20 protein-coding genes are annotated in these 12,458 nt (G+C 69.9%); all 20 read left to right on the plus strand.

Features of this window, described 5'->3' with window-relative positions:
- Positions 1 to 114: 114 nt before the first annotated feature.
- The 20 genes from ACFVKT_RS31175 to ACFVKT_RS31270 all read left to right on the plus strand — a co-directional run bounded on the left by ACFVKT_RS31175 (position 115) and on the right by ACFVKT_RS31270 (position 12,458).
- Positions 115 to 291: a hypothetical protein gene (locus tag ACFVKT_RS31175; protein WP_385737729.1), complete on the plus strand. Its 177-nt coding sequence runs from the start codon at positions 115 to 117 to the stop codon at positions 289 to 291.
- Positions 288 to 545: a hypothetical protein gene (locus ACFVKT_RS31180; protein WP_385737731.1), complete on the plus strand. Its 258-nt coding sequence runs from the start codon at positions 288 to 290 to the stop codon at positions 543 to 545. Before ACFVKT_RS31175 ends, ACFVKT_RS31180 begins: the two co-directional genes overlap by 4 nt.
- The gene (locus ACFVKT_RS31185; protein ID WP_385737733.1) at positions 545 to 721 is read left to right on the plus strand and encodes a hypothetical protein; all 177 of its coding nucleotides are present in this window, start codon (positions 545 to 547) and stop codon (positions 719 to 721) included. Before ACFVKT_RS31180 ends, ACFVKT_RS31185 begins: the two co-directional genes overlap by 1 nt.
- Before the next feature lie 76 nt (positions 722 to 797).
- Positions 798 to 1,196, plus strand: a complete 399-nt coding sequence (locus ACFVKT_RS31190) for a hypothetical protein (protein ID WP_385737735.1) — start codon at positions 798 to 800, stop codon at positions 1,194 to 1,196.
- A 22-nt stretch (positions 1,197 to 1,218) separates the two neighbouring features.
- On the plus strand, positions 1,219 to 2,064 hold the full coding sequence (locus ACFVKT_RS31195) for a protein transporter Sec31 (RefSeq protein WP_385737737.1): 846 nt from the start codon (positions 1,219 to 1,221) through the stop codon (positions 2,062 to 2,064).
- The gene (locus ACFVKT_RS31200) at positions 2,064 to 2,672 is read left to right on the plus strand and encodes a hypothetical protein (RefSeq protein WP_385737739.1); all 609 of its coding nucleotides are present in this window, start codon (positions 2,064 to 2,066) and stop codon (positions 2,670 to 2,672) included. The genes ACFVKT_RS31195 and ACFVKT_RS31200 overlap by 1 nt, the downstream gene beginning before the upstream one ends.
- A gap of 9 nt (positions 2,673 to 2,681) precedes the next feature.
- On the plus strand, positions 2,682 to 3,077 hold the full coding sequence (locus ACFVKT_RS31205) for a hypothetical protein (protein ID WP_385737741.1): 396 nt from the start codon (positions 2,682 to 2,684) through the stop codon (positions 3,075 to 3,077).
- On the plus strand, positions 3,074 to 3,736 hold the full coding sequence (locus ACFVKT_RS31210) for a hypothetical protein (RefSeq protein ID WP_385737743.1): 663 nt from the start codon (positions 3,074 to 3,076) through the stop codon (positions 3,734 to 3,736). Before ACFVKT_RS31205 ends, ACFVKT_RS31210 begins: the two co-directional genes overlap by 4 nt.
- Positions 3,737 to 3,804: 68 nt before the next feature.
- A complete protein-coding gene (locus ACFVKT_RS31215; protein ID WP_385737744.1) occupies positions 3,805 to 4,053 on the plus strand; it encodes a hypothetical protein in 249 nt (82 codons plus the stop codon).
- Between the two features lie 64 nt (positions 4,054 to 4,117).
- Entirely contained in the window at positions 4,118 to 4,288 is a 171-nt protein-coding gene (locus ACFVKT_RS31220) for a hypothetical protein (RefSeq protein ID WP_385737746.1), read from the plus strand.
- Between the two features lie 274 nt (positions 4,289 to 4,562).
- The gene (locus ACFVKT_RS31225; RefSeq protein WP_385737748.1) at positions 4,563 to 4,853 is read left to right on the plus strand and encodes a hypothetical protein; all 291 of its coding nucleotides are present in this window, start codon (positions 4,563 to 4,565) and stop codon (positions 4,851 to 4,853) included.
- A 67-nt stretch (positions 4,854 to 4,920) separates the two neighbouring features.
- Complete coding sequence (locus ACFVKT_RS31230) at positions 4,921 to 5,448, plus strand: helix-turn-helix domain-containing protein (protein WP_385737750.1); 528 nt, start codon at positions 4,921 to 4,923, stop codon at positions 5,446 to 5,448.
- Complete coding sequence (locus tag ACFVKT_RS31235) at positions 5,448 to 6,719, plus strand: PBSX family phage terminase large subunit (protein WP_385737752.1); 1,272 nt, start codon at positions 5,448 to 5,450, stop codon at positions 6,717 to 6,719. Before ACFVKT_RS31230 ends, ACFVKT_RS31235 begins: the two co-directional genes overlap by 1 nt.
- Positions 6,719 to 6,922 (plus strand): hypothetical protein, encoded by a 204-nt coding sequence (locus ACFVKT_RS31240; protein WP_385737754.1) that lies wholly within the window; start codon positions 6,719 to 6,721, stop codon positions 6,920 to 6,922. The genes ACFVKT_RS31235 and ACFVKT_RS31240 overlap by 1 nt, the downstream gene beginning before the upstream one ends.
- On the plus strand, positions 6,903 to 8,480 hold the full coding sequence (locus tag ACFVKT_RS31245) for a capsid protein (RefSeq protein WP_385737756.1): 1,578 nt from the start codon (positions 6,903 to 6,905) through the stop codon (positions 8,478 to 8,480). The genes ACFVKT_RS31240 and ACFVKT_RS31245 overlap by 20 nt, the downstream gene beginning before the upstream one ends.
- 3 nt (positions 8,481 to 8,483) lie before the next feature.
- On the plus strand, positions 8,484 to 9,623 hold the full coding sequence (locus ACFVKT_RS31250; protein ID WP_385737758.1) for a phage minor capsid protein: 1,140 nt from the start codon (positions 8,484 to 8,486) through the stop codon (positions 9,621 to 9,623).
- Positions 9,624 to 9,683: 60 nt separating this feature from the next.
- The gene (locus tag ACFVKT_RS31255; protein WP_385737760.1) at positions 9,684 to 10,430 is read left to right on the plus strand and encodes a hypothetical protein; all 747 of its coding nucleotides are present in this window, start codon (positions 9,684 to 9,686) and stop codon (positions 10,428 to 10,430) included.
- A 14-nt stretch (positions 10,431 to 10,444) separates the two neighbouring features.
- Positions 10,445 to 11,644 carry a DUF5309 family protein gene (locus ACFVKT_RS31260; RefSeq protein WP_385737762.1) on the plus strand — a complete coding sequence of 400 codons (1,200 nt, stop codon included), beginning with the start codon at positions 10,445 to 10,447 and terminating at the stop codon, positions 11,642 to 11,644.
- Positions 11,645 to 11,646: 2 nt separating this feature from the next.
- Positions 11,647 to 11,949, plus strand: coding sequence for a hypothetical protein (locus ACFVKT_RS31265; RefSeq protein ID WP_385737764.1), 303 nt, complete (start codon positions 11,647 to 11,649; stop codon positions 11,947 to 11,949).
- Positions 11,949 to 12,458, plus strand: a complete 510-nt coding sequence (locus ACFVKT_RS31270) for a hypothetical protein (RefSeq protein WP_385737766.1) — start codon at positions 11,949 to 11,951, stop codon at positions 12,456 to 12,458. Before ACFVKT_RS31265 ends, ACFVKT_RS31270 begins: the two co-directional genes overlap by 1 nt.

Raw genomic sequence — 12,458 nt, forward strand, 5'->3', positions numbered from 1 at the left:
GTTGCCATGTGGCAACAAGGTCGGTACTTTGAAGTCGGCAACAACGAGTACGGCCCTGGCGGGAGCTGCGAACTCCTGCCAGGGCCAGCCAGATCCCCTGAGCTACCAGGAGAAATGACTGTGGAACACGGTACCGATCAACCCACCCCCCGGCACAGCCCCGACGCGTGTACCGCCCGCGAGTGCCACCTCTGCGCCTTCCTCCGGCACCCCGCGCAGGCGAAGGCCGGCCGCGCCCTCACCAAGTACCTCAAGACGAACCCGCTCCCGCGTCAGCAGGTCAGCGCATGAGCCAGGTCACCCCCGCCGAGGACGCCACCATGCGCGCCCAGGCCCTCCGGATCGCCGACGACCTCACCGCCAGCCCCGACACGCCGATGACGGAGGAAACCCTCATCGGCCTCGCCGACCAGCACACGGGCAGCACCCGGGAGCAGGAGTACCTCCTCGCCTCGGTCCCGCTCACCTACGGCCTGACGCAGGGCGAGTACGCGGCCGACGTCCGTCAGGTCATGGCGCAGCAGGAAGCCAGGGGGCAGCGCTGATGGGCGACACCTTCGGCGGCGAGTGGCGCCGACCCAGCCACAGCAACCAAGGCCGCTCGCAGAAGGAACTCCAGGACCGGGCCAGCTACGACAACGCCCCGAACACCGGATGCGGCGCGCTCTTCCTCCTCTGCGTCCTCGCCCTGGCCGCCGCGCTCGGCGTCGCCCTCATCTGACCAACCCCGATCGGCCGGGCCCGAGCGACCATTCCCCCCGCTCGGGCCCGGTCTCATCCCACGGAGACCTCAGCTGATGCACCAGCTCTTCCGCCGCCTCGGTCGCGTCCTCGCCATCCTCACCCTCACCGCCGGCATCCCCGCAGGCACCGCCGCCGCGGTCACCCACACCATGCTCGACGGCACCACCTGGACCGACCCGGCACCCAGCGCGCCCGCACAGCCCAAGGCGACGCCCGAGCCCGTCCAGCCCACGCCCACCAAAACGCCGGCCCCGAAGCCCACCACCGCCTCCGTGTGGCCGCTCGGCGCCTGCGTCACCCACACCGGTTACCGCATCCCCTGCACCCGCGCGGGCGCGCTCCGCATCGTCGGCTCCATCCACCACCCCGGCCCCGACGAGTGCCGCGACGTGCCCGAAACCGACCACGTCCACCACACCGGGGCGTACGCCCTCTGCCTCACCGCCAACTGACCGCGCCGCCCGGGAGACCACCGTGAAAACCCGCCGCATCGAGCGGACCCGCCTCGTCCCACACACCGTCGACGGCGAAACCGAAATGGTCCTCGACACCGAGATCATCGAAGTACCAGCACCACCTGCCGACTGGGACCAACGCGTCCGCGCTGCAGTCACCATCGGCGCCGTCGTCCTCGTCACCGCCTCCCTCGTCTGGACCACCACATCCGTCGGCGCGCTCCTCGCCATCTCGACCATCGCTGTCGTCGCCTACGCCGCCGGCGTCGCCTTCGACGCGACGTGGATCCTGTGCATGGGCGCCGAGTGGCTGCTCCGCTACGACCCCGAGCGCGCCAAGCTGCCCCGCAAGGCAGGGCATTGGGCGCTTGCTGTGTCGATGGGTGCGGTCTTCGCGCACGGCTACGTCTCCGGGCAGCTCGTCATCGGCGCAGTCGGAGCCGCGGTATCCGCGCTCGCCAAGGGCGGCTGGATGATCGCCATGCGCGTGCACGCCCGCCCGCTCGACCCGCGCACTCAGCAGTGGGTGGCAAAGCGGCGCGCCGCGGTCGACGGCCAACTCGCCATGATCCCGATCCGGCGCGAACTCCAGCGCGGGCAGGCCACAGTCGACGCCGAGCAGCGCGGACTGACCGGCGATCCGGATCGCGGATCCGCGGATCCGGATGAGTCCGGACCGGATCCGCAGTCCGGATCCGCCAATCCGCTGCCCACCCTCGCAGGGCGCATGAACGTGAAGAGCGCAGTCCAGACCGCGAAGGATTCCGGAATCCGCGATCCGGACGCAGTCCTGCGCTACGTCCACCAGGTCGCTGACCCGAACGCGAAGCTCGCCACCGTCGAGCGCTACCTCCGGGGCGCGTGATGACCATGCCGAAGGCAGGCGCCGACGAGCTCCGCATCCGCAGCATCCTCCGCACCCGCGAGGTAGGACCCGACGCGATCCCACCGAAGCCGACTGCCCGTCCGCGGGACTGGCTGGACGACGTCATCGACACCGACCTCGCGCCGGCGCCCGCTGAGCCCGAGGAGGAGCCGGAGGCTGCCGCAGCGTCCGACAAGCCGAAGCCCGCGGCCAAGGCCCGGAAACGGAAGAGGCGCAGGCGGAAGCAGACAGGCCCGGACACCCCACGCAGCGCGTGGGACACCGAGCTGCCGTCGCCCCGTCAGTCGCTCCTCGACGCGTGGGGTGCAGTCCCGTACCGGCTGAAGTGGCTGGCCTACCACGCGACCGCCGCGTATCTCGGCTGGTCGACAGGCCTCGTCGACTACGCCACCTACGTCACCGCGTGGATCGCGGCGACCAGCCTGGTCAGCCTTCAGGCGATCTTCTGGTACGCCGTCGGCGCCACCACACTCCTGCTGCACCACGCCACCCGCCGCCGCTGGTGGCTCGCAGCCTGGCTCGCCGCCGTCCCCGCCTCATCCACCGTCGTCGGTGTGCTGCTCTACGGCACCGGCTACCAGCCCTAAGGACTCCACATGTTCGGCGATCTGGGCACCGTCAGCCTGGCCGCAGCCCTCACCTGCCTGATGATTTTCGGCATCCCCGGCAACGGCAAGCTCAAGCCGCTCGGCTGGTGGACCACCCTGTTCGTTTCGATGCTCGCCGCCAGCGCCTACAAAGCGGCCGGCGGCATGTTCCAGGTCGTCCCCGACGCAGCAGGCACCGTCATCGGCTTCCTCAACGGGTTCGTCAAGGGCATGACCATGCCGGGCCTCGCGCTCTGCTTCCTGATCTTCCTGCTGTGGGCGAAGCTGACGACCAAGCAGGTCGCCGTGGTCGGCCTGGTGTTCTTCTACGTCACCGCGGACGCGGGCGGTACCTGGATCAACATCAGCGATGCCATCGAGAACGCGCGGGTGAGCCTCCAGTGAGCTACTTCAGCCTGCGCAAAGGTGGTGCCGAGCCGGAGGCGGAAGCCGATGGCGTGGATGACGAGGCCATCGAGCCCGAGCCCACGGACGATGAGGAGCCCGACGCCCCGCGCGGTGCTGTAGGCGCGGTCTGGGCGGGAATCAGCGGGCCCGGACGGTGGCTCACCGCCCGCGGCCGCCCCGGTCTGGCGTGGCTGCTCTACGCAGGTTCGGCGTGGGCGTGCGGCTTCTACGGCGGGTGGATCACGGTCGGCGTCGCCGCGTTCTGGGTGATGGCTGTCCTGTTCTTCGTCCCGCGCGAGCACCTCGACCGGCTGATCACCACCATCGAGCGCCGCGCCATGCGCCCGTCGAAGCCCGCCGCCGCGCCCCTTCCTGGGGGCGAGTTGGAGACCGTACGGGGCCTCCTCCTCGACCTCATCGGAGAGGCCCACGGGGTCCACCTGCGGACCGTCCTCGCCCACCTCCAGAAGCACGGCCAGTGGGAGGGCAGGACGGTGGCCGAGTTGCGCGTGCATTTGGAGGCCCTCGGGGTCCCGGTCCAGCCCAAGGTGAAGGTGGCCGGAACACCCACCCGCGGGGTGCTCCGGGCCGACCTCGAAGCCCTCTCCCCGCTCCCGGAGACGTCCCCGTCTCCCGCCCCGTCTCCGCCCGTCTGACCTGCCCGTCTACCACCCGTCTCCCGCCCGGGAGACGCGCCGTCTACCCCCTGTTGCGGAGGAACCCGATGCCACACGAGTACTGGTGTGAGGCCTGCGATGCGGTGTCCCCGGAGCAGCACGAGCGCCGCGCGGACGCCGAAGACGAACTCGTCGAGCACCGCCGCACGACGCACGGCGGCCTCCGGCCGGCCGCCGGGGACGGTGTGCGCCGCGTCCACGCGGAGGCCCGCGGCGACGGGCTACTGCCCGCGCACTCGTTGTGGGCGCTGTTGTTTCTGCTTGCGCTGATCCTGGCGGACTGCTGGGGTCGCTGAGCCCGTAAGCCTGCTGTGCCTGCCACACTGGCCCGCACACGGCACGATCGATAGGAATCAGTTCATGATCAGCACCACAGGCCACGGGCTGACCGCCACGCCGGTTGTCCGCCGGCATACGCCGCTAGCCGCCATCGACCCCCGCGGTCGTGCTGCGGTGCGCGCCGCCGGCCGTGTGGCGGACATCCCCGGTCGGCGTACGGTGCGGCCGAACACGTTCAACTCGGCGCTGTAGCTGCCACACTGGAGCCCGGCAGGACGCGCACGCCGACCCTCCGGGGGAAGGCCCTTGGGGCCCGCGACTAGGGCCCCGCCGTACGTCCCCCCGACGGCGGGGCCTTCGCATACCTCAACCGCACTTGACGTTTCGGCTGATCATGCCGCATCCTGGCCCCACGTCCGGCGTGCCAGGACACAACAGGCCCACCACAGTGTGGGCCTTCACCATTTCCCCACCACGCACCCGCCCCCCATGCGACGCTGGCCGTCCACTCCAGGGGGGAGAGGGCATGCATCAGCAGCCACAGCGCCACGTCCAGAAACGCGGCGCGAACCACGGACTTCACGTCTTCCTGACGATCATCTCGTGCGGACTGTGGGCCATCACCGGTTGGCCGATCGCCGCAGCGATGGGACGCAAGACCGTGACGACAACGTACGCGCCACCGCTCCAGCAGCCGCCGCCGTACGGTTACCCACCACCCCAGTACGGGCAGCAGCCTCCGCAGTACGGGCCCCCGCCCGGCGGACAGGCGCCCTACGGCCAGCAGCCCCCGGGGCAGTGGCCACCCCAGCAGTAGCCCACCCTCGAAACGGCCCGGCCCTCGCACTCGCGTGGCCGGGCCTTCGCACGCCCGGAGGTGACCCGTGTCCGTCAACAAGGACAAACGACCGGTCACCGACGAGGACCGCCAGGCCGTACGGCGCCTAGCTGGCGAAGGACTCGGCCGGAACGCCATCGCGCGCGAACTGAAACGCTCGCCGCGCACGATCAGCACCATCGCTGAAGCCCTGGACCCCCCGGTCACCTTCGACCGCACCATGACCGCCGTCGCCACCCAGGCCCGGGTCATCGACGGCAAGGCCCGCCGCGCAGCGATCATCGCCGGACTGTACGACGTCGTCGAGGACGATCTCCTGTACCTCAAGGACGACACATACGACCTCGTCGAGGTGTCCATGGGCGCACCCGTCCGCTACGAAGCGAACCGACTGCCAGCACAGGACCGCAAGGCCCTCATCACCGGCGTCAGTACCGCCACCACCGCAGCTGCCCGCCTCGAAGCGCTCGACGGCGACCCCGAGACAGACACTGCCCGCTCGATCCTTGGCAGCCTCGCCGACGGGATCCGGAAGCTCGCGGACGCGCAGGGGGACGACCGCGAGGAGGGCTGATGCTCGACTCGCTGCCGCTGTCCCGGAAGCAGATCCGTTCGATCGCCGACGCGACCGCACGCATCAACATCTGGCACGGCGCCATCAGGAGCGGCAAGACGTTCGCGTCGCTGATCGCGTTCCTCATCGGCGTCGCCGCAGCCCCCTCATCGGGACTGATCGTCATCGTCGGCAGATCACTCCAGACCATCGAGCGGAACGTCTTCGACCCCCTCCAGGACGAAGCCCTGTTCGGCCCGATCGCCCGCATGGTCAAGCACACCCGCGGGGCAAGCACAGCCGTCATCCTCGGCCGCACCGTCCACCTCGTCGGCGCTGCGGACTCCCGCGCAGAGGGCCGCCTGCGAGGCATGACCTGCTGCCTGGCTTACGTCGATGAGGCCACGCTCATCCCGCGCGGCTTCTGGAACCAACTCCTCGGCCGCCTGTCCGTACCTGGCGCCCGCCTCATGGCCACCACCAACCCGGACAACCCCGGGCACTGGCTCCGCAAGGAGTTCATCAACCGGGCTGACGAACTCGACCTCCGCTCGTGGCAGTTCACCCTCGACGACAACCCGGCGCTTGACCCGAAGTACGTCGCCTCCCTCAAGCGCGAGTACATCGGGCTCTGGTACCGGCGGTTCATCCTCGGACACTGGGTGCAGTCCGAGGGTGCGATCTACGAAATGTTCGACGCCGAACGCCACGTCGTCACCGAACTGCCCCACATGGCGCGCTGGCTGTGCGACGCGATCGACTACGGCACCACCAACCCGTACGCCGACCTCCTGATCGGCCTCGGCGTCGACCGCAACCTGTACGTCGCCTCCGAATACCGGTGGGACTCCCGCGCGGAGCGGCGCAAGAAGACGGACGCGGAGTACTCGCAGGCACGCCGGCGCTGGCTCGCCTCAGTGCCTCACCCGCAGTCCAACGTGATCGGCGTGCAGCCGGAGTGGACGGTCGTCGACCCGTCCGCGGCCTCGTACATCGAGCAGCTGCACCGCGACGGCGTCTCCGGGGTCACGCCGGCCGACAACACGGTCTTGGACGGGATCCGTACGGTCGGGTCGCTGATCGCTGCGAACCGGCTGTTCATCCACGAGTCGGCGAAGGGCCTGATCGAGGAAATCCCCGGCTACTCCTGGGACGACGAGAAAGCCGAGAAAGGCGAGGACGCGCCGATCAAGCAAGACGACCACTCCTGCGACGCGCTCCGGTACGGCGTGCGTACGACCGAGGCCCTGTGGCGGCCGCACATCCCGACACTCCTGGAGGTGGCTGCCTGATGCCTGGAACGTACGGCATCCCCATCTACCTCCGTATCGGTAGCGGAACCGAGACAGAGGTCGGTCAAGTCGTCCTCGCCATCGAGGGGGACGGCACCGTGACCATGACCGCCTCCGACATCGCTGCCGCGCTACGAGCGACCGCCGACACGATGGAAGCCACGGAGCAGGAGGTGACCGAGGATGCCTCTGCCGACGGCTGACACCCCCTGGCCGCCCATCGACGAGCGGATCCAATCCGCGCTCGCCGACTGCGACGCCTGGTACTCCAGCGAGCCCGACCGCCTCGAGGAGCGCTACCTCGGCCGCGGCTACCGCGACACCGTCGACAGGCCCGCGCAGCACCGCGGCGGCGTCGTCGGCAGGCTGGCCCGCTGGTTCTGGGGCAACCCCACCGAGCCGGGCCAGAAGCGCGAGAAGCTGCACGTACCGCTCGCGGGCGACATCGCCCGCACCTCCTCGGAGTTGCTGTTCTCGGAGGCACCCAAGCTGCTCGCCGCCGAGGACGCCAGCGACGCGACACAGACTGTGCTCGACGCGCTGATGGAGACGAGCCTCCAGGCGACGCTGCTGGAGGCCGGCGAGGTGTGCGCCGCGCTCGGCGGGGTCTACCTGCGTGTGGTGTGGGATGAGGACGTATCCGATCGGCCGTGGATCGACACGGTGGCCGCAGACCGGGCGGTACCGGAGTTCGCGTACGGGCGCCTGCGCGCGGTCACCTTCTGGACCGTCCTCGACTCCGGCGACGTCAACGACCGGCGCGTGTTCCGGCACCTGGAGCGGCACGAGAAGGGCCGGATCTACCACGGCCTCTACGAAGGCTCCGCGGGCAGCCTCGGCGCCGTACGGCCACTCGCCGACAACCCCGCCACCGCTCCACTCGCCGCCATGGTGGACGCCGACGGAGGCCTCGACACCGGCGCGCCCGACCACCTCACCGCCACGTACGTGCCCAACGTCCGCCCCGCGCGCGCCTGGAGGCACATCCCCACCGCCGCCTACTGGGGCCAGTCCGACTTCCAGGGCATCGAAGGCCTCATGGACGCCCTCGACGAGACGTACTCGTCGTGGATGCGGGACATCGTGAACGGCAAGGGCCGCATCGTCGTCCCCTCGTCGATGCTGGACAGCCTCGGCCCCGGCCAGGGCACCACGTTCAACGAGGACCGCCGGATCTACACCGGCCTCACCATGCTCGCGCGGCCAGGCGACCCGAACCCCCTCACGGTCGTCCAGTTCGAGATCCGCGTCCAGGAGCACCGCGACACCGCCCAGGCACTGTTGGAGCAGGCCGTACGGCAGGCTGGCTACTCCGCAGGCAGCTTCGGCGAGTCCGACGGGCAGGCCGTCACCGCGACCGAGGTCAAGGCCCGCAACCGGCGCTCCCTCAGCACCGCCGGCCGCAAGGGCAAGTACTGGGGGCCCGAGCTTGCCGCCATCACCTCGGCCTGGCTCGCGGTCCTGTCCGGCTTCCGCTTCCGCATGGCCGGGCTGGACTTGGAGCCTCCGAAGGTGGAACTCCAGGACGGCGTCACCGAAGGCCCGATCGAGCTGGCGACCACGGCCGAGCTGCTGGCCCGTGCGGAGGCCGCCTCGAAGGAAACCCTTGTGGCCATGGTCCATCCGGACTGGAACAAGGACCAGATTGAGGCCGAAGTGGCCCTGATTCAGTCGGAATCGGCGCTCGCGGATCCGGTCCTGACGGGCGCCGAGGGGCCGGGCTCCGGTTTCCCGCCTCCCGGAGGCCAGTCGGAGGGGTAGCCCATGCCGGTTTCCCCCGCGATGGCCGAGGATCTCGCCGCCGCGATCACCACGCTGTACGCGGACGCCGAGTTGTCCATCATCGAGCGGCTGCGCAAGGCTCTGGAGGAGGGTATCGACTCACCTCTGTGGGCGGAGATCAAGCTGCGCTCGGTCGGCGACCTACGCGCGGCTGTCGAGGAGGTCGCCTCGGCGCTTCAGACCGACGCGAACGGGGCGGTCGCGCGGGCGCTCACGGAGGCGTACGGGCGTGGCAGGCAGGCTGCTGTCGCGGAGCTGGGGGCTTTGGACATCGGCAGGGAGCTACAGGCCCGCCGGATCCTGCCGAACGCCCCGTCGGTGGACCGTCTGGCCGCGTCGTACGCCGCTGATACCCGGCCGCTGTACCAGCGGATCACCCGTGCCGTCGTCGACACCTACCGGTCGGTAGTGACCCGCGTGTCGTCCGGTCCGCTCCTCGGCACCGTGACCCGACGCCAGGCCAGCCAGCGGGCGTTGGACCAGTTCGCGCGGCGCGGCGTGTCCGGGTTCACCGACTCGGCAGGCCGCAACTGGGAGTTGGCCGCGTACGCAGAGATGGCCGTACGGTCGGTCACCGCCCGTGCGGCGATCGAGGGGCATATCGACGCTCTCGCCGAGATCCAGGTGGGCCTGGTCATCGTCTCCGATGCCCCGCTGGAGTGTCCGCTGTGCGCACGGTGGGAGGGCGAAGTCCTCACCCTGGGGCAGGAGTCGGGGCCGCACACGATCCGCGCCGAGCACACGATCCAGCCCAGCGGGCTGTTCGCTCCCACGCGCACGGTGGCCGTGCACGTCGCCGGATCGCTCGTCGAGGCCCGCGCGGCCGGCCTGTTCCACCCCAACTGCCGGCACTCCCTGGCCGCGTACCTGCCCGGCGTGACCACCCGGCCGCCGCACCACGCGACCCCCGGCACGACGTACGAGGACACCCAGCGCCAGCGTCAGATCGAGCGCCACATCCGCGCGTGGAAGCGCACGCAGGCCGCTGCCATGGACGACGCCGCCCGCCGCAAGGCCGGAGCGAAGGTCCGTGCCTGGCAGAAGGCCGCGCGCGAGCACGTAGCGGCGCACGAGGACCTGCGCCGCAAACCAGCGCGCGAGCAGATCAACGGAGCGCGCTGACCACAGACCCCCGGCATCCGCCGCACGGCGACCGCCGGACATCCCGCACGGGAGATCACCATGCAGCACCCTTTCAAGCACCCGCTCGCCACACACCACTCGATGGAGGTGCTCGGCTTCCGCCGCAACGGCTCGCCGATCTACGCCATCGCGGGTGGCAACGGCGAGGGCGAAGGCGGCTCCGGATCCGGCGCGAACAGCGGCGGTGAAGGCGGCGCAGGCGCAGGAGACCAGGGCGCAGGAGGCTCCGACAGCCAAGGCTCCGGCCAGGGCGCACAGGGAGCCGGAGCGTCCGGAGCAGGATCCGGCGAAGGCGACGCCACGGATTGGAAAGCACACTCCCGCGAGTGGGAGAGGCGCGCCAAGGCCAACGCCAACGCGGCGATCGAGCTGGAGAAGCTCAGGGCCGCGAACATGAGCGAGCAGGAGAAGGCCGTCAAGGCAGCGAAGGACGAAGGCCGCACGGCCGCCCTCGCTGAGGCCACCCCCCAGATCGCTCAGGCCCGCCTCGAAGTAGCTGCCGCGCGCGCCGGCGTCGACCTCTCGGAGTTCGCCGAGTACATCGACGTCGCCAAGTTCATCGGCGAGGACGGTCAGGTCGACAACAAGGCCATCAAGGCCGCCGTCACCAAGTTCTCCAAGCTCGCCCCGAAGGGCGCCGGACGCTCCGGCGCTGACCTCGGCGGTGCAGGCGGCTCCGGCGACCAGACCGCCTCCCTCGACAAGGCGATCGAGGAAGCCACCAAGGCCCGGAACTTCCCCGAAGCAATCCGACTCAAGCGGCTCAAGGCCGCACAGACCCAATGACCTGAGGAGGGACCATGGCCGGCATCACCGGGATGGGAACGACTTTCAACCTGCCCAACTACGCGGGCGAGCTCTTCGCGATCACGCCCGACGACACCCCGCTGCTGTCGGCCATCGGCGGCCTCACCGGCGGTGGCATGACCACCGGTACCGAGTTCGAGTGGCAGACCTACGACCTGCGTGACCCGGCGCAGCGCACCAAGACGGAAGGTGCGACGGCCCCGACGGCCGAGAACCGCGCGCGCGGCAACGTGCGGAACGTGTGCCAGATCCACCAGGAGAAGGTGTCCGTCTCGTACACCAAGCAGGCGGCGATCGGCCAGTTGGCTACGCCGCAGGCCGCGCCGTTCAACGGCGTGGACGGGTCGAACCCGGTCACGAACGAGCTGGACTGGCAGACGGCGCAGGCCCTCAAGAGCATCGCGCTGGACGTGAACTTCTCGTTCATCAACGGCGCGTTCGTCAACCCGACGAGCAACGCCACTGCTCGGCAGACTCGTGGACTGCTCCAGGCGATCACCACGAACCGAATCGCCAGGGGCACTTCGGTGACCGGTGCGACCTCGGCGACGGACACGATCACCTCGACCGCGCACGGCATGTCCGACGGCAACAAGATCGTGTTCACGGCCATCGGCGCAGCGACTGGCATCATCCCCGGGCGCGTGTACTTCGTCGACGCCATCGACGCGAACACCTTCAAGGTCAGCACCACGAACGGCGGTTCGCCCATCACGCTGGGCACGGCCACCGGTATCGCGTTCACCAAGCCGTGGGCGACCGCGCTGACCACCGACCACGTCAACGACATGCTTCAGCTCGCCTACGACAACGGCGGCATCAGCGAGCAGGAGACCGCGACTCTGCTGTCCAACAGCATCCAGAAGCGGGCCATCACCAAGGCGTTCGCCGCGGCCTACGGGCAGTACCGAGAGACCTCCCGCAACGTCGGTGGTGTCAACATGACCACCCTCGTCACGGACTTCGGCACGCTCAACGTGATGATGGACCGGCACATGCCGCAGGACGTCATCGCCGCGGTGTCGCTGGAGCAGCTGATGCCTGTCTTCCTGAACATCCCCGACAAGGGCGTGTTCTTCGACGAGCCGCTGGCCAAGACCGGCGCGAGTGACGAGCGGCAGCTGTACGGCGAGGTCGGCCTGAAGTACGGGCTGGAGCGCGCGCACGCTGTTCAGACGGGCCTGGTGATCTGATCATGGCGATCTATCAGCGCGGAGCGGGCGACTACGTAGCGGAGCGCGTGCAGCCGGAGCCCGGCAGCGAGGAAGAGCAGCGGCTCGACGAGCTGGTCTCCCGTGGTGAGGGCGGCTGGCATGTGGTCAACGCGCCCGCCCCTGAGCCGGAGGCCGCGCCCGTCGTCTTGGAGCGGCCGGCGAAGTCGGCGTCCAAGGCGGACTGGAAGGCCTACGCCGTCCAGGAAGGTCTGGACGAGGACGAGGCGGAGAAGGCCACGCGCGACGACCTCGCGGCGCGGTACGCGGACGGAGGCGGTAGCTGATGGCGCTGACCCAGACTCGGGTGGAAGTCAAGCTGCTCACCACCCAGACGAAGCCGGACGACCTGAGCGTCCCGCAGGACGCGGTCTCCTACCTCAAGTCCCTCAGCCTGGCGGATGGCGCGGGCGCGGGAGCGGTGAACCTGCTCTTCCACGACCAGCGCACTCTCGCCGCGTCCGCCACCGAGAACCTCGACTTGGCGGCGACTCTCGCCGACAAGTTCGGGGCCACCCTCACGTTCGCACGGATCAAGGCCGTGCTGGTCGTGGCGGCCGCGGCGAACACGAACAACGTCAACTTCACCCAGCCCGCCGCCAATGGCGTCCCCGGGCTGTTCCTCGCTGCTGGAGACGGCGTCGCGGTGCAGCCTGGCGGGATGTTCCTGTGGGTGGCCCCGAGCGCTGCGGGCGCGGTGGTCACTCCGGCCACTGGGGACCTGCTCACGGTCACCAACAGCGCGGCGGGCACGTCGGTGACGTACGACGTGCTGATCCTCGGCGCGGCTACGTAG

Origin of the sequence: Streptomyces sp. NPDC127595 (assembly GCF_042671685.1) — a bacterium.
Taxonomy (GTDB): domain Bacteria; phylum Actinomycetota; class Actinomycetes; order Streptomycetales; family Streptomycetaceae; genus Streptomyces.

Coding starts and splice junctions, on each gene's coding strand:
- ACFVKT_RS31235 (WP_385737752.1), top strand. CDS start 5,448: ATGCTCGACTCGCTGCCGCTGTCCCGGAAGCAGATCCGTTCGATCGCC.
- ACFVKT_RS31245 (WP_385737756.1), top strand. CDS start 6,903: ATGCCTCTGCCGACGGCTGACACCCCCTGGCCGCCCATCGACGAGCGG.
- ACFVKT_RS31220 (WP_385737746.1), top strand. CDS start 4,118: ATGATCAGCACCACAGGCCACGGGCTGACCGCCACGCCGGTTGTCCGC.
- ACFVKT_RS31255 (WP_385737760.1), top strand. CDS start 9,684: ATGCAGCACCCTTTCAAGCACCCGCTCGCCACACACCACTCGATGGAG.
- ACFVKT_RS31250 (WP_385737758.1), top strand. CDS start 8,484: ATGCCGGTTTCCCCCGCGATGGCCGAGGATCTCGCCGCCGCGATCACC.
- ACFVKT_RS31265 (WP_385737764.1), top strand. CDS start 11,647: ATGGCGATCTATCAGCGCGGAGCGGGCGACTACGTAGCGGAGCGCGTG.
- ACFVKT_RS31205 (WP_385737741.1), top strand. CDS start 2,682: ATGTTCGGCGATCTGGGCACCGTCAGCCTGGCCGCAGCCCTCACCTGC.
- ACFVKT_RS31260 (WP_385737762.1), top strand. CDS start 10,445: ATGGCCGGCATCACCGGGATGGGAACGACTTTCAACCTGCCCAACTAC.
- ACFVKT_RS31185 (WP_385737733.1), top strand. CDS start 545: ATGGGCGACACCTTCGGCGGCGAGTGGCGCCGACCCAGCCACAGCAAC.
- ACFVKT_RS31180 (WP_385737731.1), top strand. CDS start 288: ATGAGCCAGGTCACCCCCGCCGAGGACGCCACCATGCGCGCCCAGGCC.
- ACFVKT_RS31240 (WP_385737754.1), top strand. CDS start 6,719: ATGCCTGGAACGTACGGCATCCCCATCTACCTCCGTATCGGTAGCGGA.
- ACFVKT_RS31190 (WP_385737735.1), top strand. CDS start 798: ATGCACCAGCTCTTCCGCCGCCTCGGTCGCGTCCTCGCCATCCTCACC.
- ACFVKT_RS31225 (WP_385737748.1), top strand. CDS start 4,563: ATGCATCAGCAGCCACAGCGCCACGTCCAGAAACGCGGCGCGAACCAC.
- ACFVKT_RS31200 (WP_385737739.1), top strand. CDS start 2,064: ATGACCATGCCGAAGGCAGGCGCCGACGAGCTCCGCATCCGCAGCATC.
- ACFVKT_RS31175 (WP_385737729.1), top strand. CDS start 115: ATGACTGTGGAACACGGTACCGATCAACCCACCCCCCGGCACAGCCCC.
- ACFVKT_RS31270 (WP_385737766.1), top strand. CDS start 11,949: ATGGCGCTGACCCAGACTCGGGTGGAAGTCAAGCTGCTCACCACCCAG.
- ACFVKT_RS31215 (WP_385737744.1), top strand. CDS start 3,805: ATGCCACACGAGTACTGGTGTGAGGCCTGCGATGCGGTGTCCCCGGAG.